The organism is Methylorubrum populi (assembly GCF_002355515.1).
GTDB lineage: Bacteria > Pseudomonadota > Alphaproteobacteria > Rhizobiales > Beijerinckiaceae > Methylobacterium > Methylobacterium populi_A.
In genome coordinates, this window is sequence record NZ_AP014809.1 from 5,599,238 (window position 1) to 5,619,975 (window position 20,738).

18 protein-coding genes are annotated in these 20,738 nt (G+C 68.4%); 11 read left to right on the plus strand and 7 right to left on the minus strand.

The window, feature by feature from the left end; translation table 11 throughout:
* The first annotated feature begins 65 nt into the window (after positions 1-65).
* A complete protein-coding gene (glcE, locus tag MPPM_RS26075) occupies positions 66-1,256 on the plus strand; it encodes a glycolate oxidase subunit GlcE (protein WP_096487565.1) in 1,191 nt (396 codons plus the stop codon).
* Positions 1,257-1,268: 12 nt separating this feature from the next.
* Here glcE and MPPM_RS26080 read toward each other — a convergent pair whose 3' ends face one another.
* The gene (locus MPPM_RS26080) at positions 1,269-2,912 is read right to left on the minus strand and encodes an inorganic phosphate transporter (RefSeq protein WP_096487566.1); all 1,644 of its coding nucleotides are present in this window, start codon (positions 2,910-2,912) and stop codon (positions 1,269-1,271) included.
* Positions 2,913-3,246: 334 nt separating this feature from the next.
* Here MPPM_RS26080 and MPPM_RS26085 point away from each other — a divergent pair, with 334 nt between their 5' ends.
* The 4 genes from MPPM_RS26085 (at position 3,247) to glpD (ending at position 5,574) form a co-directional block, all read left to right on the plus strand.
* A complete protein-coding gene (locus MPPM_RS26085; protein ID WP_096487567.1) occupies positions 3,247-3,459 on the plus strand; it encodes a hypothetical protein in 213 nt (70 codons plus the stop codon).
* Positions 3,460-3,560: 101 nt separating this feature from the next.
* Complete coding sequence (locus MPPM_RS26090) at positions 3,561-3,746, plus strand: hypothetical protein (RefSeq protein ID WP_096487568.1); 186 nt, start codon at positions 3,561-3,563, stop codon at positions 3,744-3,746.
* Positions 3,747-3,754: 8 nt separating this feature from the next.
* Positions 3,755-4,063, plus strand: coding sequence for a hypothetical protein (locus MPPM_RS26095; RefSeq protein ID WP_096487569.1), 309 nt, complete (start codon positions 3,755-3,757; stop codon positions 4,061-4,063).
* Positions 4,060-5,574 carry a glycerol-3-phosphate dehydrogenase gene (gene glpD / locus MPPM_RS26100; protein WP_096487570.1) on the plus strand — a complete coding sequence of 505 codons (1,515 nt, stop codon included), beginning with the start codon at positions 4,060-4,062 and terminating at the stop codon, positions 5,572-5,574. The genes MPPM_RS26095 and glpD overlap by 4 nt, the downstream gene beginning before the upstream one ends.
* On the opposite strand, the gene MPPM_RS26105 is transcribed toward glpD, so the two are convergent.
* From MPPM_RS26105 to MPPM_RS26115, 3 genes are all read right to left on the minus strand, one after another.
* Positions 5,562-6,995, minus strand: a complete 1,434-nt coding sequence (locus tag MPPM_RS26105; protein ID WP_096487571.1) for a mannose-1-phosphate guanylyltransferase/mannose-6-phosphate isomerase — start codon at positions 6,993-6,995, stop codon at positions 5,562-5,564. The two genes, glpD and MPPM_RS26105, sit on opposite strands and share 13 nt — an antisense overlap.
* Before the next feature lie 183 nt (positions 6,996-7,178).
* The gene (gene scpA, locus MPPM_RS26110) at positions 7,179-9,344 is read right to left on the minus strand and encodes a methylmalonyl-CoA mutase (RefSeq protein ID WP_096487572.1); all 2,166 of its coding nucleotides are present in this window, start codon (positions 9,342-9,344) and stop codon (positions 7,179-7,181) included.
* Positions 9,345-9,450: 106 nt separating this feature from the next.
* A complete protein-coding gene (locus MPPM_RS26115) occupies positions 9,451-9,894 on the minus strand; it encodes a hypothetical protein (RefSeq protein WP_244573421.1) in 444 nt (147 codons plus the stop codon).
* Between the two features lie 174 nt (positions 9,895-10,068).
* On the opposite strand from MPPM_RS26115, the gene MPPM_RS26120 reads away from it, so the two are divergent.
* Entirely contained in the window at positions 10,069-11,004 is a 936-nt protein-coding gene (locus MPPM_RS26120; protein WP_096487574.1) for a DUF817 domain-containing protein, read from the plus strand.
* Between the two features lie 8 nt (positions 11,005-11,012).
* Here MPPM_RS26120 and MPPM_RS26125 read toward each other — a convergent pair whose 3' ends face one another.
* Both MPPM_RS26125 and MPPM_RS26130 read right to left on the minus strand, forming a co-directional pair.
* Entirely contained in the window at positions 11,013-11,228 is a 216-nt protein-coding gene (locus MPPM_RS26125; protein ID WP_009862952.1) for a hypothetical protein, read from the minus strand.
* Positions 11,229-11,828: 600 nt separating this feature from the next.
* Positions 11,829-13,268, minus strand: coding sequence for an IS1182 family transposase (locus MPPM_RS26130; protein WP_096486419.1), 1,440 nt, complete (start codon positions 13,266-13,268; stop codon positions 11,829-11,831).
* Between the two features lie 195 nt (positions 13,269-13,463).
* On the opposite strand from MPPM_RS26130, the gene MPPM_RS26135 reads away from it, so the two are divergent.
* Positions 13,464-14,609 carry a S1C family serine protease gene (locus tag MPPM_RS26135; protein WP_096488040.1) on the plus strand — a complete coding sequence of 382 codons (1,146 nt, stop codon included), beginning with the start codon at positions 13,464-13,466 and terminating at the stop codon, positions 14,607-14,609.
* Positions 14,610-14,678: 69 nt separating this feature from the next.
* Positions 14,679-15,374, plus strand: a complete 696-nt coding sequence (locus MPPM_RS26140; protein ID WP_096487575.1) for a J domain-containing protein — start codon at positions 14,679-14,681, stop codon at positions 15,372-15,374.
* A 126-nt stretch (positions 15,375-15,500) separates the two neighbouring features.
* On the opposite strand, the gene MPPM_RS26145 is transcribed toward MPPM_RS26140, so the two are convergent.
* Positions 15,501-16,985: a serine hydrolase gene (locus tag MPPM_RS26145; RefSeq protein ID WP_096487576.1), complete on the minus strand. Its 1,485-nt coding sequence runs from the start codon at positions 16,983-16,985 to the stop codon at positions 15,501-15,503.
* Between the two features lie 423 nt (positions 16,986-17,408).
* Between MPPM_RS26145 and clpS the strand changes: the two genes are divergently transcribed.
* The 3 genes from clpS to MPPM_RS26160 all read left to right on the plus strand — a co-directional run bounded on the left by clpS (position 17,409) and on the right by MPPM_RS26160 (position 20,733).
* A complete protein-coding gene (clpS, locus tag MPPM_RS26150) occupies positions 17,409-17,804 on the plus strand; it encodes an ATP-dependent Clp protease adapter ClpS (protein WP_096488041.1) in 396 nt (131 codons plus the stop codon).
* A 22-nt stretch (positions 17,805-17,826) separates the two neighbouring features.
* Positions 17,827-20,325 (plus strand): ATP-dependent Clp protease ATP-binding subunit ClpA, encoded by a 2,499-nt coding sequence (gene clpA, locus MPPM_RS26155; protein ID WP_096487577.1) that lies wholly within the window; start codon positions 17,827-17,829, stop codon positions 20,323-20,325.
* Positions 20,326-20,460: 135 nt separating this feature from the next.
* The gene (locus MPPM_RS26160; RefSeq protein WP_096487578.1) at positions 20,461-20,733 is read left to right on the plus strand and encodes a hypothetical protein; all 273 of its coding nucleotides are present in this window, start codon (positions 20,461-20,463) and stop codon (positions 20,731-20,733) included.
* Positions 20,734-20,738 lie beyond the last annotated feature (5 nt).

The following is a 20,738-nucleotide window of genomic DNA, read 5'->3' on the forward strand; positions in this document are numbered from 1 at the left end:
CGATCGGGGTTTGAGTCCGGACATTCTTGCGAAACGACCATAAGAAACCCCACGGGACGGAAACGATGACCTCATACGCGCCGGCCAGCGAGCAGGAGGCGGCCGCCATCGTCGCGCAGGCTGCGGGCCGCTCGGAACCGCTGCGGCTCGTCGGCGGCGGCACCAAGGCGACGTTCGGCCGTCCGCCCCAAGACGAGGCGACGCTCTCCGCGACCGGGCTCACCGGCATCACCCTCTACGAGCCGGCCGAGATGGTGGTCGCCGCCCGCGCCGGCACGCCGCTCGCCGAGGTGGAGGCGCTGCTGGCCGAGCGTGGGCAGATGCTGCCCTTCGAGCCGATGGATCACCGCCCGCTCCTCGGCTCGACTGGCGAGCCGACCTTCGGCGCGGTGGCGGCGGCCAACAATTCCGGGCCCCGCCGCATCAATGCGGGTGCGGCCCGCGACAGCCTGATCGGCGTGCGCTTCGTCAACGGCCGCGGCCAGCCGATCAAGTCCGGCGGACGGGTGATGAAGAACGTCACCGGTCTCGACCTCGTGAAGCTGATGGCCGGGTCGTGGGGCACGCTCGGCCTGCTGACGGAGGTGACCTTCAAGGTGCTGCCGGTGCAGGAGCAGGTCGCGACCCTGATCCTGCCGGGCCTCGCCGACGCGGCGGCCGTCGAGGCGCTCGCCGCCGCCCTCGGCTCGCCGTTCGAGCTGACCGGCGCCGCCCATCTGCCCGGAGGTGTCGGCGGTCCCGAGCCGCGCACCTTGATGCGCGTCGAGGGCTTCGCGAAGTCGGTGAGCTACCGTCTCGGCGAGCTGCGCCGCCTCCTGCGCCGCTTCGGCGATGCACGCGTCGTCGAGGGCGAGGACAGCGCCGCGCTCTGGCGGGCCGTGCGCGACGCGACTCCGCTCGCCGAGCCGCGGGAGGCCGCGATCTGGCGCATCTCCACCGCCCCGATGCGCGGGCCGGCGGTCGCCGCGGCGATCGGGGCCGCGCGCGCCGCTCGCTGGTTCTACGATTGGGGCGGCGGCCTGATCTGGCTCGCCACCGACCCTGTCGACGATGCCGGCGCCGCGGCGATCCGAGGTGCGGTGAAGGCGGCCGGCAGCGGCCACGCGACGCTGGTGCGGGCGCCGGAGACGCTGCGGGCGGCCGTGCCCGTTTTCGATCCGCTGCCCGAGCCGCTGATGCGGATCACCGCCGGTATCAAGGCCGCGCACGATCCGGCCGGCATCTTCAACCCCGGCCGGATGTATGCGGGTGTCTGACCGGAGGCCGCGTCAGAACACGAACCGCAATCCGGCATAGAGGAGCCCGGCCAGGGCAATCGCCGCCGGCAGGGTCAAGAGCCACGCGGCGGCGAGGTTGCGCACGGTGGCCCATTGCAGGCCAGAACCGTTGGCGGCCATGGTGCCGGCGACGCCGCTCGACAGGATGTGGGTGGTCGACACGGGCAGGCCGTAGGCCTCCGCCAAGCCGATGGTGCCGGCCGCGGTGATCTCGGCGGACGCGCCCTGCGCGTAGGTCAGGTGCTTCTTGCCGATGCGGCTGCCGACGGTGACGACGATGCGCTTCCAGCCGACCATGGTGCCGAGACCGAGCGCGAGGGCGACCGACACCTTCACCCAGGTCGGGATGTAGCGGGTGCCGTCGTTCAGGCTTGCCTCGTAGGCCTTCAGCGTCTCCGCCTCGGCACCAGCGAAGAGGCCCTCGCGCTTCGTCAGGCTGTGGATGGCGTCGGAGGCAAGGTACATGTCGTTGCGCAGGTTCGGCGTCGCCTCAGCCGGGACATGACGGATCGCCCCGTACGCCTTCACCTGCGTGGCGATGTCGTTCGAAAGGGCGGCCAGGGCCGCATAGACCTCCGGATGGTCGAGGTCCTTCTTGCCCGCGGCCTCGGTGATCTGTGTGCGGGCCGCGGCCGGGCTCGGCAGCGCGGCCGTCTCCGCCCGCTTCTGGAAAACCGTCCGGGCGCGCTCGGAGAGCTGAACGAAGCCCGGCGTCGAGGCTTCCGACATCGTGCGGTTGAGCGCGTAGGCGGTGGGCGCGGCACCGATCAGGATCAGCATGATCAGGCCCATGCCCTTCTGCCCGTCATTGCCGCCATGGGCGAAGGACACGCCGCCGCAGGTCAGGATCAGCAGGGCGCGGATCCAGAGCGGGGGCGGCGCATCGGCCTCCGGCTCGCGGTAGAGGGCGCGGTTGCGGATCATGAGCCGCATCGCCAGCAGCAGCAAGCCCGCCATGACGAAGCCGACGATCGGGCTGAACAGCAGGGCGCGCAACACGCTCCACGCCTGATCCCACTGCACGCCGGACGCGTCCGAGCCCGCGGGGGCGAGGAGCTGGTTGGCGAGGCCGACGCCGAGGACCGAACCGATCAGCGCGTGAGAGGACGAGTTCGGCAGGCCGAGCGCCCAGGTGCCCAGGTTCCAGATGATGGCCGCGATCAGGAGCGCGAAGATCATCGCGTAGCCCGCCGACGATCCGGCCTTGAGCACCAATTCGACTGGAAGCAGCGTCACCACGCTGTAGGCGACCGCGCCGGTCGAGACGACGACACCGAGGAAATTCAGGACACCCGAATAGACCACCGCGACGACGGGCGGCAGGCTGTGCGTGTAGATCACGGTCGCGACGGCATTGGCGGTGTCGTGGAATCCGTTCACGAACTCGAACGCGAGGGCGATGAGCAGGGCGAGCCCGAGCAGCACGAAGGCGCCGATGGCGAGGGGCGGCTGGCCGGCCGCCTGCATGTCGGTGATCAGGTTGAAGAGCGCGTAGCCGATGCCGCCGGCGAGCACGAGGAAGAAGAGGCCGATCCCCGCAGGGTGGGTGCGCCCGTTCAGGTTGGGGCCGCGGGCCGATGGTTCGGCGCGCGCGGGCGTCGAACCGACCCCCGTCAGGCTGAGAGCGTCCGACATGTGAACCCCGAAGAGCTGCGACCGCTGCGATCGATACGATTTGGTATCGGAACGCGCCGGTCTCCGGTTGCGCGCCGGCCGAGGTCCGGCCCAGAACAAGGCCTGCGACTGGACCAATCCACCGCCGAGCTTACAAATGTCGCTGGAGCACGCGGTTCCGTGAATTTTTGATGACAGGCGCGAAGAAGAGCTTGGGCTCAGATCAAATCGGCTTTTCGGTGTATTGTGCCCCTCTCGATCGGATTCAGCCTGGAAGTGAGCGGCGTCCCGTCCCGTTTGCGAAGGTGCGCGGCCGACGGAGCGCCGCCGGTCGGATCGGCGTACAAGGTCCGCCATGTTGACGCTCTCGCTCTCGCTCGCCCTGCTCGTCGTGCTGGTTCTCATCGTCGTCCGCCGGCGGCATCTCACGATCCTGATGAGCGTGGGCAGCCTGATCGCGGCGCTGCTGGCGATGCTCTGGCTTCAGGATCTCGGACTTTTGCCCGGGTCACAGGGTCCGCTGACCCACACCAGGCCCCAGACCGTCGACGATCTGCGCGGTCGATGAGGCCGCGGTGCGCGGCTCGGCCCGGGAACTCTCCCGGCCTTCGCGCGTCTGCCGCGATGATGCTGGCGTCCCGCCGAGGCCCGCCGGATTGGAGATATCCCTTGCGAAACCTTCTTTTGTTATTAATCATCCTCGCCGGCGGGTTCGTCCTGACCGCCATGTACGTGGCGCCGAAGCAGCCCGAGTTGCGCGGCTGGTACGAGACCAATGCTTGCCCGCATCTCGACCAGATCAGTCCGAAAATCTGCGAACCGATCCGTGCCGCGCGGGGCACGGACGCGATCTGAGGCGCCGCTTGCGCAGGGCCTTCGATTGGTTCTTCCGCGACCGGCGCAGCGGCGCCGTCGTGATCGGTCAATGGCCGAACCTGCCGCTATGGGTCTTCGCCGCGGCATCGGCCCTGGAATGGCTGCTCGAAGCGACGATGCCCGGCCTGCCGGCCGCGATCTTCGCGGGCCTTCGCGTCGTCGCGCTGCTCAGCCTCACGATCTGGGCGCTCGATGAGATCCTCCGTGGCGTCAATCCCTGGCGGCGCTGTCTTGGGGCTGTCGTGCTGATCGGGATCATCGTCAGCCTCGGTCTCAGCGGATCGGTCCGCCTGTGAGCAATCTTTTCGACCTCTTGGTCATCGGTGGCGGCATCAACGGCGTCGGCATCGCCCGCGACGCTTCGGGCCGGGGCCTGCGCGTGCTGCTGTGCGAGCGAGGCGATCTGGCCGAGCACACCTCTTCGGCCTCGACTAAGCTGATCCATGGCGGCCTGCGATACCTCGAGCAGTACGAGTTCCGGCTCGTGCGCGAGGCGCTGGCGGAGCGCGAGCGGCTGATGCGGCTCGCGCCGCACATCATCTGGCCGCTGCGCTTCGTCCTGCCGCACGATGCGGGCCTGCGCCCGGCCTGGATGCTGCGGCTGGGACTGTTCCTCTACGACCATCTCGCGCGCCTCAAGGCGCTGCCCCGCTCGGAGACGCTGCGCTTCGACCGAACCGGCGTCGGCGCACCGCTCCAGCCGCGGCTGACGCGGGGCTTCGCCTATTCCGATTGCTGGGTCGAGGACAGCCGCCTCGTCGTTCTGAACGCGCTCGATGCGGCCGAGCGCGGCGCGCGGATCCGCACCCGCACCACGGTGGAATCCGCCCGACGCGAGGGCGGCGCCTGGACCGTCACCCTCTACGATGCCGAGCGCCGGCAACGGGAGAGCGTGCGGGCCCGGATCGTCGTCAACGCGGCCGGTCCCTGGGTCGGCGAGACGCTGCTGCGCACGCTTTCCGTCGAGGCCCGCCCGAAGGTGCGCCTCATCAAGGGAAGCCACATCGTCGTGCGGCGGCTCTACGACGGGGATCAGGCCTACATCCTGCAGCAACCCGATCGGCGCATCGTCTTCGCCATCCCCTACGAGCGCGACTTCACCCTGATCGGCACCACCGACGTCGCGCACGAGGGCGGCCCCGGTCCCGTCCAGATCTCGGGCGAGGAGACGCGCTACCTCTGCGCCTGCATCAACCGCTCGTTCCAACGGCAGATCGGTCCGGACGACGTGGTCTGGAGTTTTTCGGGGCTGCGCCCGCTCTACGACGACGCGGCCGCGAACGCTTCGACGGTCACCCGCGACTACGTGCTGGAACTCGATCACGACGGGCCGCCGGTCCTCTCCGTGTTCGGGGGCAAGATCACGACCTACCGGCGGCTCGCCGAACATGCTCTGGATAAGTTGAAGCCCCATATTCCGGACATGAAGCCCGCTTGGACGGGCGGGGCACCCCTTCCCGGCGGCGACATGGCGAACGCCGATTTCGATCTGTTCGTGAAGACGCTTGCGGCTCGCTATCCCTTCCTGCCGGAGGCGACCGTGCGGCGCCTTGCCCGCGCCTACGGCACCCGCGCCGGCCACCTGCTCGGCGAGGCGCGCGCTCCGTCCGATCTCGGCGAAATCTTCGGGGGCGATCTCAGCGCCCGCGAGGTCGACTACCTCGTGCGACACGAGTGGGCCCGCCTGCCCGACGACATCCTCTGGCGCCGCTCGAAGCTCGGCCTCCACATGGATCGCGAGGGCGTCGCGCGGCTCGGGCGCTATCTCGCCGCCGTTCCGGTCGCGTCCGGCGCTCAGCGCCCGTAGACATCCTCCAAGCGGATGATGTCGTCCTCGCCGGTATAGGAGCCGACCTGCACCTCGATCAGTTCGAGCGGGATCTTTCCGGGGTTGGTCAGCCGGTGCATCGAGCCGATCGGCAGGTAGACCGCCTCGTTCTCGTGCACGAGGATGATCCGGTCGTTGAGCGTCACCTCCGCCGTGCCCTTCACCACCACCCAGTGCTCGGCCCGGTGGAAGTGCTTCTGCAGCGAGAGCCGCCCGCCCGGCGTCACCATGATCCGCTTCACCTGGAAGCGCTCGCCGATATCGATGCGCTGATACCAGCCCCAGGGCCGGTACATCCGGCGATGGGCATCGGCCTCCGGATGCGCCTTCTCGCGCAGCACGCCGACGAGATCCTTGACCTTGCCCGACCGCGCTTTCGAGGCGACCAGCACCGCGTCCGGGGTCGCGACCACCACGACGTCGTCGAGCCCGACGACGGTGGTGAGCCCGTCGCCCTCGCTGTGGACGAGGCTGCCCGTCGTCTCCACCAGCTCGACGCGGCCGCGCACGGCGTTGCCCTGCGCGTCGCGCTCCAGCACCTGCCAGACCGCGTCCCAGGTGCCGACATCCGACCAAGCGAAGGAGACCGCGAGCACGCCGGCCCGGGTCGTGCGCTCCATCACCGCGTAGTCGATCGATGTCTTTGGCGCGCGCGCGAAGGCCTCGGCCTGGAGCCGCACGAAGTCGAGATCGGTCGCGGCGTTCGCGAGCGCCCCGCGGGCGGCTTCCAGCACCTCCGGCGCGTAGGCCTCCAACTCGGCGATCATGACGTCGGCCCGGAACACGAAGTAGCCCGAGTTCCACAGGGCGCCCTCCCCGATCAGCCGCTCCGCGCCGTCCGAGTCGGGTTTTTCCACGAAGCGTTCGACCCGGTGGAGATCGGGTGCGTCCGGGATGGCGGCGCCTCGGCGGATATAGCCGTACTCGGTCGCCGGCCGGGTCGGGGTGATGCCGAGCGTCATGATCTGGCCGAGCCGGGCGCCCAGCGCCGCCTCCTGCGCGGCGCGCGCGAAGGCGGCGGCATCCTCGATCACGTGATCGGCGGCCATCACCAGCACCACCGTCCCTGGCCCCCGGCGCGCGCCGTAAAGGGCGGCCACCGCCACGGCGGCGGCGGAGTCGCGCCGCTCGGGTTCGAGCAGGATGTCGGCACCGATCCCGCTCTGCGCGAGTTGCTCGGCGACGATGAAGCGGGATTCGGCCGAAGCGATCACGGTCGGCTTGGCGAACACGCTCCCGTCGGCGACGCGGCGGACGGTCGCCTGGAAGGTCGAGGTCGCGGGATCCACGAGCGGCGTGAACTGCTTGGGCATGCTCTCGCGCGAGGCCGGCCACAGCCGCGTGCCCGAGCCGCCGCACAGGATCACGGGCAGGATCTTTTCCCGGTCCGCCTCGGCCATCGCCCAACACCTTCGAAGAACGGGAGCGCTGCCGAGAGCCAAGCGGACGGCGGGCGCGAACATGCCCTGCCGTTTTAGCCGATCCACCGAGGCGGCACCACACGAGGTGCGGCGCCGCCTGGAATTCAGGTAAATTCGAACGAAAGGCGGGGGCATCGTCCCCGCCGGTCGAGGTGAGGTCGGTTACTCCGCCGCCTGACGCTCGCCGTAGCCGAGGCGATCGTTGAGTTCGCCTAGCAGCTTCACCGCCGCCTCCGCGATCACCGTGCCCGGCGGGAAGATGGCCGAGGCGCCCGCGGCGTAGAGCGCGTCGTAATCGCCCGGCGGGATGACGCCGCCGACCACGATCATCACGTCGTCGCGCCCTTCCGCCTTCAGGGCGGCCTTCAGTTCCGGCACGAGGGTCAGGTGGCCCGCCGCGAGCGAGGAGACGCCGACGATGTGCACGTCGTTCTCCACCGCCTGCCGCGCCGCCTCGTCGGGGGTGGCGAAGAGTGGCCCGATATCGACGTCGAAGCCGAGATCGGCAAACGCCGAGGCGATCACCTTCTGGCCGCGGTCGTGCCCATCCTGGCCCATCTTGGCGACCAGGATGCGCGGGCGCCGCCCGTCATTCTCCTCGAAGGCCTCGACGAGGCCGCGGACCTTCTCCACCACCGGCGACATGCCGCCCACCTCCCGCTTGTACACGCCCGAGATCGAGCGGATCTCGGCGCGGTGACGGCCCCACGCCTTCTCCAGCGCCTCCGAGATCTCGCCGACCGTGGCCTTGGCCCGCGCGGCGTTCACCGCCAGTTCGAGCAGGTTGCCCTCGCCGTCCGCGGCCTTCGTCAGCGCGGCCAGCGCCGCATCGACATCGGCCTGGTTGCGCTCGGCGCGCAGGCGCTTGAGCTTGTCGATCTGCTTGGCGCGCACGTCGGCATTGTCGACGCGAAGCAAGTCGATCTTCATCTCGTCATCGGGTTTGTACTTGTTGATGCCGACGATGGTCTGGCGGCCGGAATCGATCCGCGCCTGGGCGCGGGCGGCCGCCTCCTCGATGCGCAGCTTCGGGATGCCGGCCTCGATCGCCTTGGCCATGCCGCCGAGCGCCTCGACCTCGCGGATATGCTCCCAGGCCCGCGCAGCGATGTCCCGGGTCAGCCGCTCGACATAGTAGGAGCCGCCCCACGGATCGATGATCCGCGTCGTGCCGCTCTCCTGTTGCAGGAAGAGCTGGGTGTTGCGGGCGATGCGGGCCGAAAAGTCAGTGGGCAGTGCCAGAGCCTCGTCGAGCGCGTTGGTGTGGAGCGACTGGGTGCCGCCCTGCGTCGCCGCCATCGCCTCGATGCAGGTGCGGGTGACGTTGTTGAACACGTCCTGCGCGGTCAGCGACCATCCGCTGGTCTGCGAATGCGTGCGCAGCGGCAGAGACTTGTCGCTCTTGGGCTCGAACTCCTTGACGAGCTTCGCCCAGATCAGGCGCGCGGCCCGCATCTTGGCGATCTCCATGAAGAAGTTCATCCCGATCGCCCAGAAGAACGACAGGCGCGGTGCGAACTGGTCGATGGTCAGGCCCGCGGCGAGCCCCGCCTTGATGTACTCGACGCCGTCGGCGAGCGTGTAGGCGAGTTCGAGGTCCTGCGTCGCCCCGGCCTCCTGCATATGGTAGCCGGAGATCGAGATCGAGTTGAACTTCGGCATGTTCTTCGAGGTGTAGCCGAAGATATCGGAGATGATCCGCATCGATCCCTTGGGGGGATAGATGTAGGTGTTGCGGACCATGAACTCTTTCAGGATGTCGTTCTGGATCGTGCCGGCGAGCTTTTCGGGCGGCACGCCCTGCTCCTCGGCCGCGACGATGTAGAGGGCGAGGACGGGCAGCACCGCGCCGTTCATCGTCATCGACACGGTCATCTCGTCCAGCGGGATGCCGGAGAACAGCGTGCGCATGTCGTAGATCGAGTCGATCGCGACGCCCGCCATGCCGACATCGCCCGAGACGCGCGGGTGGTCCGAATCGTAGCCGCGGTGGGTGGCGAGGTCGAAGGCGACCGAGAGGCCCTTCTGGCCCGCCGCGAGATTGCGCCGGTAGAAGGCATTCGAATCCTCGGCGGTGGAGAAGCCGGCATATTGCCGGATCGTCCAGGGCTGGGTGACGTACATCGCCGGATAGGGGCCACGAAGATAGGGCGGCAGGCCGGGGAACGAGTCGATCCCCTCGCACCCCTCCCGATCCTCGGGGCCGTAGAAGCCCTTCACCGGAATGCCCTCGGGCGTCATCCACGGCTCCCCGGCCGGCGGAGGCGGCGCCTTGAAGCCGTCGGCCGCGTAGGCGACGGAGGCGAAATCGGGGATCCGGGAGCTCATCGTGCAGCTGTTCCTGGCGTCAGTCTCGGCATCAGCCGAGACGATGGATTTTTTTTGAGCATTATAGGCAAGCCACCAAACGCGGCTACTGTCCATAAGGCGGGGCTCACCGGCCGCGCTTGCGCCGGCTTCCTGTCACGTGGTGGCGCCCGCGCGCATCCCAGCGCACGCTTGGAGCCGGCCCCGAAGGCGCCGCGAGCCACGCCCGGCGCTGGGCGATCAGAGCTTTGAGCCGCTCGGCCCGCTTCTCCCGGCCGGCGCAGTCGCAAGGCCAGTCGCAATCGAAATGGTGCGAGCCGCCCTCGCCGGAAAACAGGCTGACGAAGGCCAGCACGATCCCGATCAGGCCGACCACGCCGATGACCAGGGCCGGCCACGCGAGGCCGAGGCCGACGAGGACGGCGATGGCGGCCTTGCCCGCCAGGGTTCCGACCAGCTTCACCTTTAGGAGAGCGGTGAAGGTCGCCGCGGCGCCGGCCGATCCGCGCAGGGCTCGTAAGCTGCGCCTGCGGAAGCGCTTGCGCGCCGCCAGCGCTTCGAGCCGGCGCAACTCGCGTTCCAGCCGTCGTCGGGCGCAAACCCGATCCTCTACCGCTGCCGCCTGCACGCCCCCTCCCCGCCCGCGTTCGACCGGTCGAAGTGTGGGACATGGCAAGCGCGACCGTCAAACCGCCGTTTTCCGACCCCCGTGTCGCGGGAAGCGGCGAGCGCGACGGAGGTTGGGATGACGACGGGGCGAGCGGCGCCGAGTGCGGCACGGACTTGGCCCTTCCTGGCGGGCTTCATCGCGGCCGAGCGACGGCTCGGCGAGCGTGCCCGCGCCGCGGGCCGGGTGCCCGCCTTCGTCTACGAGTTCCTGCGGTTCGGGGTGAAGCAGGGCTGGGCCTGCCTATTCGGCGGCCTGATCTGCGCCCTGCTGATCGCAACGCACCTGTTCTATCCGGCCGACGCACCGCTCTCGCGCTATGATTTTCTCACGCTGGCGGCGGTTCTGATCCAGGTCGCGCTGCTGGCCCTCGGCATGGAGACCTGGGAGGAGGCCAAGATCATCGCGCTCTATCACATCGTCGGAACGGTGATGGAGATCTTCAAGACCAGCGTCGGCTCGTGGATCTACCCGGAGGCGAGCCTGCTGCGGATCATGGGCGTGCCGCTCTTCACCGGCTTCATGTATGCCAGCATCGGCTCCTACATCGCCCGCGTCTGGCGCCTGTTCGACTTCCGCTTCACGCGTCATCCGCCGCTGATCTTCACGCTACCGCTGGCAGCTGCGATTTATCTTAACTTCTTCAGCCACCATTACGTGGCCGATCTGCGGGTCCTGCTGTTCATCGCAACCAGCGTGCTGTTCGGCGGCACGATCGTGCACTTCAAGGTCTGGCGGGTGCATCGCCGGATGCCGTTGCTGCTCGGCTTCGTTCTTGTATCGCTCTTCATCTGGCTCGCCGAGAATATCGGGACGGCGTCCCGCGTCTGGCTCTACCCGAACCAGGCGGCGGGTTGGTCGCCGGTCTCGGCGGCCAAGCTCGGCTCGTGGTTCCTGCTGATGATCGTGTCCTACGTGCTGGTCACGCTGGTGAACCGGCCGCAGCCGGCGCCCGGGGCCGTCGCGGCACCCGAGCGGCCCGCCGGTTCCGGTGCAGCGCGGCCCGCAGCCTGAGGAGGCGATCAGTTGACGTAGGTGCGGATCCAGTTCGGGGAGAGGATCTCGCCCTCTTCCGTGATGATCCAGGGCTGCTGCGAGGGATCGCCCAGCGCGCCCTTCGCGGCGGCGAGCGCCTCGCGCAGGGTGTCGTAACGCTCGGGCTGGGCCAGCGGGGAGGAGGCCGGCAGCGTGCGCCAGATGGTGAGATCGGCAGGACGTTCGAGAGCTTCGGTTTCCATCTCTGGTTCTTCCTGTTCGAACCGTATTCGTCCGCGAAAGGACACCGCGACGACTGACGCCGTCGGGACGGTATGTTCAAAGATTCAAGGGCGATCGAAGCATCTCTGGGGCGGCTTTGCGATCAATTCGAGTGCTCGACGGCCAATCGGTCACTGTTTCGTCGCAGTTCCTCGCCTGAACCTTTGCCTTGGTTTCGCCAGGATTGGTCCAGGCCCACCCACGGATGCCTTCTCATCAGTCGGATGACACTGCGTACGAAACAGTATGCAATTGGTTACTCTCGGTAAGCAGGCTTGACCGTGCGATGCCGCACCCAGCCTGCCTGTGCGGAAAAGCGGGGATTTGTTGACCGGAGGCCACACCGGACACAGCTAAGTCTCATTCCTCAAGGTCCCGCGATCGTCTGCGTCACCGACCGGACCAGGCCGTGTCAAAACTCTGGGATTGGGACTTTGCGGTCGGGTGACGTCCCGGTCTCTTGAGAATGGGCTGTTCATCGCGTCGAACGGGTTTTTGCGGTCGGGAGACGACCAGTTTTTGATTGAAAGCGCCTCCTGGACGGTTTCCCGGCCTCTTCGGCGAGCGATCCATGCTCCCGCTCAGGTGGGGATCGCCGCCAGGAGCTTCCGGCTTCCCAGGATGTTGAGAACCCGCGTCAGATTGTAGGCGAGGACATGGAGCGCCATCTCGGTCGAGACGCGCGGCAGGGTCTTGGTGAGGAAGTGCGTGGCCCCCATCCGCGCCTTCAGCGTACCGAAAGGATGCTCGACCGTCTCACGCCGGACCCGCATGGCCAGCGGATCGGCGTCCAATCGGCGCTGCACCGTCTCCAGCACATCCTCGTGCTCCCAACGTGTCACCCGGCGCTCCTTGCCCGTCGTGCATTCCGCCTTCATCGGGCAGGCCGAGCACACGTTCGTCCAGTACCGATGCAGCGTCAGGCCGTTCTCCACCGTGGTGCATCGGTGGGGCAGCGTCTCGCCCGCCGGGCACAGGTAGGCATTCTCCTGAGGGCGATAGAGAAAATCCTCCTTGCCGAAGCGGCCGGCGGCCTTGGCGCCCGAGGTCATCGGCCGGGGCAGCGTGACCGAGATGCCGGCGCGTTCGCAAGCCAGAATCTGTTCACCGGAATAATAGCCCCGGTCGGCCACCGCATCGAGCGTGTCCGTCTCCAGAGCCTGCTTGGCCCGTACTGCCATACCACGGAGCTGCGCCCGGTCCGAGCCGGCATTGGTCACCGCGTGCGCCACGATCAGATGATGCTCGGTCTCGACCGCCACCTGGACGTTGTAGCCCACCACGCCCGACCCGCGCCCGCTGGTTGCCATCGATCGCGCGTCGGGATCGGTCAGCGAGATCTGCCGGTCGGGCGCCGCCTTCATCTGCTCCTCCAGGCCGGCCAACCGCTCCATCTCCTGCCCGAGGCGGGCGATCTTCTCCTTCAGCCGCACCACCTTGGCGGCCAGTTCGGGTGTGGGATCCTGACGATCGGCCGTGTCGAGCTGCGAGAGGTAGCGCGACACGCTCTCCTCGATCTGCTGGCGGCGCCGGTCGAGCTTGCCTTGCGTGAAGTTGCGGTCGCGGTTGTTGACCGCCTTGAACTTCGAGCCGTCGATCGCGACGCGTGTGCCGGTCAGCAGGCCCATCTCGCGGCACAAACCGACGAAGCGGGCACAGACGCGCCCGATGGCCGGTCCGTTCTGACGGCGGAACTCAGCAATGGTCTTGTGATCGGGCGACAGCTGACCCGTCAGCCACATGACCTCGACGTTGCGGCCCGCTTCACGCTCCAGACGCCGGCTCGACGGGACCCGGTTGAGGTATCCGTAGACGTAGAGCTTCAGGAGAGCGGCCGGATGGTAGCCCGGTCGCCCCGTCCGTGCCGCATCGACGCCCGCGAAGCCGAGCGCCCCAAGATCCAGCGCATCCACGAAGGCATCGACCACGCGGACCGGATTGTCCTCGGCGATCCAGTCTTCAAGACACGGCGGAAACAGCGTCGTCTGATCACGCTCGGCACCGACAACAAACCGTCCCATGCCAGCCTCCGGTCGACCCGGAGAAAGATACCATCATGGGAGTTTTGACACAGCCAGGGACGTTGGGGAACCTGGCAGGGCCTGTCTGAACGCGACCCGTACGGTCGGTGCGGGCGATGGACGCGCCGGGGGCGGACGAGGCAAAGGCCTGGGCAGCGGTTCGGACGCGGGATGAGTCAACGGTTGGGGTTGTCGGTGCCGGATCGTTTTGTGCGGATTGCCTTGGGCGTGACCCTCGGATTGCTGATCGCCTTCGTGGCGCAGCCCTACATCCTCGCCTTCCTCTACTCGGCGGACGCACCGCGCTCCGTGACCGCCCGCGGCGACCTCTCGGCGGCGGAGAAGACGACCGTCGATCTGTTCGCCCGCGCCTCCCCCTCCGTCGTCCACGTCTTCGCCCAGGCCGCCGCGCAGGGCCGTGGCCTGATGGAGCCGGACGACGAGTTCGGACAAGGGGAGCAGCAGCAGGGCTCCGGCACGCAGACCGGCACCGGCTTCGTTTGGGACGCGGCCGGCCATGTCGTGACCAACAACCACGTGGTCGAGGCCGCGACCAAAGGCGGCGGTTCAATCTCCGTTCGGCTCGCCTCCGGGGAGGTCGTCGGCGCGCGGGTCGTCGGCACCGCGCCGAGCTACGATCTCGCCGTGCTCCAACTCGGCCGCGTGGCCAAGATGCCCCCACCGCTCGCCGTCGGCACCTCGGCCGACCTCAAGGTGGGGCAATCGGCCTTCGCCATCGGCAACCCGTTCGGCCTCGACCACACCCTGACGACCGGCGTCATCAGCGCGCTCCAGCGGCGCCTGCCGACGCAGGAGGGCCGCGAATTGTCCGGCGTCATCCAGACCGACGCGGCGATCAATCCCGGCAATTCCGGCGGGCCCCTGCTCGATTCCGCGGGACGCCTGATCGGCGTCAACACGGCGATCTTCTCTCCCTCCGGCGCCAGCGCCGGCATCGGCTTCGCGGTGCCGGTCGACGTGGTGAACCGGGTGGTGCCCGACCTCATCAAGAACGGCCGGGTGCGCAATCCCGGCATCGGCATTATCGCCGGCCAGGAAGCGACCGCTGCCCGGCTCGGCATCGACGGCGTCGTCGTGCTGCGGGTGCTGCCCGGCTCGCCCGCGGCCCAGGCGGGTTTGCGCGGCGTCGATCCCCGCACCGGCGACATCGGCGACGTCATCGTCGGCGCGGGCGGCCGCCCGGTCCACCGGCTGTCGGACCTCACGGCCGTGGTCGAGGAGGCTGGGCTCGATCGCCCGATCACCCTGCTGGTGGAGCGCGATGGCCGAGTGCGGACCGTCCGGCTGAATACGGCGGATGTGGCGCAGACTCGGTTATGACGTTTCTCACCAGGGCCATGCACCGGATGAGCGCTTTACCCGCGCGCCGAACCGGCCGATGACCGCGGGATGCTTCTCGCCCTCGGCCTTCTGGCGCTCATCGGATTCTGGTGGCTCGGCCGCCGCAACGGGCGCCTGCCCTTCGGCCTGACACCCCGGCTGCTCGCCGGCTACGCGCTTCTGGCGACGGCCTTCGTGCTGTCGCTGCGCGGCAGCTTCATCCCGGCCCTGCTGCTCGGCGCCGGAGGGATCTGGCTCACGGAGGGCGAGGCGGGCGTGATCCGCCGCGTCCGCGCGTGGCGCGGGCATCCGGAGCCGCAGCTGGTGCGCACCGCCTCCCTCGAGCTTGCGCTGCGCTCCGACGGCGCCCCGCTCGACGGGACCCTCTTCGTCGGGCCCTTTGCCGGGCGCCCCCTGTCGGCGGTGCCGACGGAGGCGCTGATTGAATTGACGATCCTTCTGCGCCCCCACGATCCCGAGGGCACGCGCCTGTTAGAGGCGTATCTCGACCGCCGGCAGTCCGGCTGGCGTGTAGACGCTGATAGCGATGGATACCCGCGGCCGGGCGGCGCGGCGAAGCCAGGGACGATGACGGAGGAGGAGGCTTATCAGGTCCTGGGGCTTGAGCGCGGGGCGTCCCTGGAGGAGGTCCGCACGGCTCATCGGACGCTGATGAAGCGGCTGCATCCCGACCAGGGCGGCAGCGTCGAGCGGGCGGCGCGCGTGAACGCGGCGCGTGACAGGCTGGTGAACCGACATCGCTAGAACTCCACGCGCGTTGTCAGGGTCGATGGGTCGAATGAGGTCGCGGCCGCTGGCTGCGGCTCTTGTCGTCGGTCCGCCGCCGGCCGAACGCGCCGGCAGCCGCACCGCGAGATCGGATCGAGGCGATCAGCTGCGGGTGGCGAAGCAGTTGAAGCCGTTCTTCTTGAGCGCGGTGCAGGCATCCTGCGCGGCGCCCTGCTCGGCGAAGCCCGAGAAGCGGGCGCGGAAGAGCGTGGTACCGCCGTGAGACACGCGCACCGTGTAGGGCGCGGCCTTGGACAGCATGCCGGTGCGGCTGCGGGCGTCGGCGAGGATCGACTTCGCCTTGTCCTCGTCATCCATGGCGCCGAGCTGGATCACCCACGGCGTCGGCGTGACCGCCTTGGCGCCGTCGCTGCGGGCATCCTTCGGCGGTCCCTCGGCGCGGGACGCGACGCCCTCGACGGCGGGCAGGCGGGCGGTCGATTTGCCGCCCGTGCTCGGGAACGGTGCCTGGCTCGCCGACCCGGCATAGGCCTGGGCGGCGTTCGGCAGCGCCTGGAGGCCGGCGCGGCGCGACCCCGGCGTGGTCGTGGCCGGACGGATGTCGAGCGGAGCGTTGCTGGTGGAACTCGTAGTCTCGACCGCGTCGTCGTCCGCCGAGGCAAGCACGGTGCGGGTACGGGACTCCGCCTCGGCGATGACCGCCGGACGGCCGCGCTCGGCCACTTCGACGACCGGTGACGTCTGGCGGGCGCCGGCATAGGCGCGCGGCAGGTTGGCGCGCACGAGGTCGGCCATGATCCGGTCGCGGCTCGCGCCGGACTTTCCGCCGAGAACGATCGCCACGATCTGCCGGTCACCGAGTTTGGCCGCCGTCATCAGGTTGAAGCCGGAATCGCGGGTGTAGCCGGTCTTGATGCCGTCCACGCCCTCGACATTGCCGAGCAGGCGGTTGTGATTGCCGATGGTCCGGCCGCGGAAGGCGAAGGAGCGGGTCTGGAAGTAGCGGTAGTAGCGCGGGAACCGGTCCTGGATCGCGCGGGCCAGGATGGTCAGATCCTGGGCGGTGGTGATCTGGTCCGGATCGGGCAGGCCGGAGGCGTTGGCGTAGTGGGTGCGGCTCATGCCGAGCGCCTTGGCCTTGCGAGTCATCATCTCGGCGAACCGCGGCTCGGAGCCGGCGATGTTCTCGCCGATGGCACAGGCCACGTCGTTGGCCGATTTCGTCACCAGCGCCTTGATCGCTTCCTCGACGGTGACGGTCGAACCGGGCCGCAGGCCGAGCTTCGAGGGGGCCTGGGCGGCGGCATTGGCCGAGATGGTCAGCGGCGAGTCGAGGTCGTAGCGGCCCTTCTCCAGCTGCTCGAACAGCATGTAGAGCGTCATCACCTTGGTGATCGAGGCCGGATGGCGCAGCGCGTCCTCGTTCACCGCGTGCAGGGTCCGGCCCGACTTCACGTCGACGACCATGGCGGCGTAGGGCGGGTTGTAGCCGCTCACCGCCTTGCGTGCGTGGCCTCGGCGCTTGGCCTCGGCGGGATCGGCCACCGCGACGAGAAAACTCGTCGCCAGGAGCAGCACGGCGACAGCGCGGGACCCCGTGGCGGGCCGGCCTTCTACGCGACGCATCTCGAAACCTTCGCCTCGACAGTCGGACCCTCGAGCCCGGCTGGCACCCTTCACGGACGCCGCCACCGGCTCCGCAATCTCTGGCGAGGACGGTAGGACGAACGCGGTTACGCGCCCGTTAATGCGGCCCCAGGGACGTTCGAGATCGTCCTTTCGCCACAGGGGTTAAGCCGATCTTGACGAAACCGGCCCGTCTCCGGTCCGCACCGTCCCGCAGAGCGCGTCGGACGCCGTGCCGGCCCGCTCTGCGGGACGGTCTGTCACGATCATGCGGCGGCAAAGTGAGGACGAGCGGGACCGGACAGTTTCACGCACCTCACTGGCGCAGCCGCCGATCGGCCTATAGATTGCCTCTTGAGCACCGCACCCCTCGCCGGGGCGCCGGTGCCGAAGGGCTGCCAGACCAGGGTCGCTTCGATTCAGATGTCTTCCAAGCTGATCCAGAACGACGTGCAGGAGGCGGATCGGGGGCGGGTTCCGGTGCGTGCGGCTTCGACCCCGCGCAATCCGGGCGACGACGATCGTTCGGGCACCGCGATCATCACCCGCACCAAGCCGCGGGCGAAACGGCCGAGCCTGTATCGCGTGCTGCTGCTCAACGACGATTACACGCCGATGGAGTTCGTCGTGCATGTCGTCGAGCGCTTCTTTAACAAAAGTCACGAAGACGCCTACCAGATCATGATGCACGTCCACCACAATGGCGTGGGGGAGTGCGGCGTGTTCACCTACGAAGTCGCGGAAACGAAAGTGACGCAGGTGATGGATTTCGCCCGCAAGCACCAACATCCGCTTCAGTGCGTTATGGAAAAGAAATAGGCATCCAGCGAAGGCCAGAGCATTGCCAAGCTTCTCACGCAGCCTCGAGCAAGCCCTCCACCGCGCCCTGGCCCTGGCCGGAGAGCGCCGCCACGAATACGCGACCCTCGAACATCTCCTGCTCGCGCTCGTCGATGACCAGGATGCCGCCGCCGTGATGCGGGCCTGCAACGTCGAGATCGACGTGCTGCGCCGCAATCTCGTCGAGTATGTCGACACCGAACTCTCGAACCTGACGGGCGACGGGCGCCAGGACGCCAAGCCGACCGCCGGCTTCCAGCGCGTCATCCAGCGCGCGGTAATCCACGTGCAGTCGTCGGGCCGCGAGGAGGTCACCGGCGCCAACGTGCTCGTCGCGATCTTCGCCGAGCGCGAGAGCCACGCCGCCTACTTCCTGCAAGAGCAGGACATGACCCGCTACGACGCGGTGAACTACATCAGCCACGGCATCGCCAAGCGGCCGGGCGCCTCCGAGGCCAAGCCCGTGCGCGGTGCCGAGGAGGAGAGTGCCTCAGAGCGCCCCGGCGGAGAGGACAACGAGGCGCGGCCGAAGAAGAAGGGCGACGCGCTGGAGGCCTACTGCGTCAACCTCAACAAGAAGGCGCGCGACGGCAAGATCGATCCGCTGATCGGCCGCCATTCCGAGGTCGAGCGCACGATCCAGGTGCTCTGCCGCCGCCAGAAGAACAACCCGCTGCTGGTGGGCGACCCCGGCGTCGGCAAGACGGCGATCGCCGAGGGCCTCGCGCGGAAAATCATCCAGCACGAGGTGCCGGAGGTACTGGCCGACGCGACGGTCTTCTCCCTCGACATGGGCACGCTGCTCGCCGGCACCCGCTACCGCGGCGACTTCGAGGAGCGCCTCAAGCAGGTGATGAAGGAGATCGAGGCGCATCCCAACGCCATCATGTTCATCGACGAGATCCACACCGTGATCGGTGCGGGCGCCACGTCGGGCGGCGCGATGGACGCCTCGAACCTGCTGAAGCCCGCGCTGGCGTCGGGCGCCCTGCGCTGCATCGGCTCGACCACCTACAAGGAGTACCGCCAGTACTTCGAGAAGGATCGCGCCCTGGTGCGCCGGTTCCAGAAGATCGACGTCAACGAGCCGTCGATCCCGGACACGATCGAGATCCTCAAGGGCCTCAAGCCCTATTTCGAGGAGTTCCACAAGCTGAAATACACCACCGATGCCGTGAAGGCGGCGGTGGAGCTGTCAGCCCGCTACATCAACGACCGCAAGCTGCCCGACAAGGCGATCGACGTGATCGACGAAACCGGCGCCTCGCAGATGCTGGTGCCGGAGGCGCGCCGCAAGCGCACCATCGGCGTCAAGGAAATCGAGACCACCATCGCCACGATGGCGCGCATCCCGCCCAAGACCGTGTCGAAGGACGACGCGGTGGTGCTCAAGAACCTGACCGAGAACCTGAAGCGGGTCGTCTACGGCCAGACCAACGCCATCGAGGCGCTGACCTCGGCGATCAAGCTGGCCCGCGCCGGCCTGCGCGATCCCGACAAGCCGATCGGCTCCTACCTGTTCGCCGGCCCGACCGGCGTCGGCAAGACCGAGGCCGCCAAGCAGCTGGCCGCCTCGCTCGGCGTCGAGATGCTGCGGTTCGACATGTCGGAATACATGGAGCGCCACACGGTCTCGCGGCTCATCGGCGCGCCGCCCGGCTATGTCGGCTTCGATCAGGGCGGTCTGCTCACCGACGGGATCGACCAGCACCCGCACTGCGTGCTCCTGCTCGACGAAATCGAGAAGGCGCATCCGGACCTGTTCAACATCCTGTTGCAGGTCATGGACCACGGCAAGCTGACCGACCACAACGGCAAGCAGGTCGATTTCCGCAACGTCATCATCATCATGACCTCGAACGCGGGTGCCTCCGATCTGGCGAAGTCGGCCTACGGCTTCACGCAGTCGAAGCGCACGGGTGACGACGTGGAGGCGATCAACCGCCTGTTCGCGCCGGAATTCCGCAACCGTCTCGACGCGATCATCTCGTTCGGCCACCTGCCGAAAGAGGTCGTGGCCAAGGTCGTCGACAAGTTCGTGCTCCAGCTCGAGGCGCAGCTGGCCGACCGCAACGTCACGATCGAGCTCTCGGACGAGGCCCGCGACTGGCTCGTGGAGAACGGCTACGACGATGCGATGGGCGCCCGGCCCATGGCCCGTCTGATCCAGTCCACGATCAAGACGCCGCTCGCCGACGAGGTGCTGTTCGGCCGTCTCAAGGACGGCGGCGCGGTCAAGGTCGTGCTGAAGAAGCCGGAGGGTGAGGACGGCAAGGGTGAAACCGGAAAGGGCAAGGGCGAGCTCGGCTTCGAGTTCCCCGCCGGCCCGGTCACGCCGAAGCCGGAGAAGGACGTTACCAACGCCACCAAGCGCAAGCGCTCCAAACCACGCTCGGCGCCGCGCAAGAAGGCGACCAAGCGTGACGGCGGCCCGTCCGGTGGGGGCTCATCGGGCGGCGGCTCGGTCCGCACCGTGCCGAAGGTCCCGCTCAAGGTCTGACGGAACGAGGCCGCTCACGCGCAAGAGTGAGCGGCCTTCGAGGCCGGTGCGGGTTGCGTTCCCGTGCCGCCTCCCGGATATGGACGGCGCCGCGCTCTGTGAGAGGTCGCGGCATCGGCCAGCAATGGGGGTAGCATGACGAGCGACGCGCAGGAGGAGCCCCTCACGCCTGTCGCGCCACAGCCGGTTTCGCCCCGGCCGAAGCCGCTGACGTCCCGCGAGAGACGACGCCGTCGCCGCAAGGCTCGCCACCGCGGCGAGGAGATCCTCGGCTGGATTCTGGTGCCGGTGATTCTGTTCGGTCTGTTCTGGGGCGCGAACGCCGTGCTGGAAGCGATGGGCACCAGCCCCGGCGTGGTGTGGGATCAGCTCATGCAGGTGAAGGCCGCGCTCGAGAAGAAGATGTAGCCCGA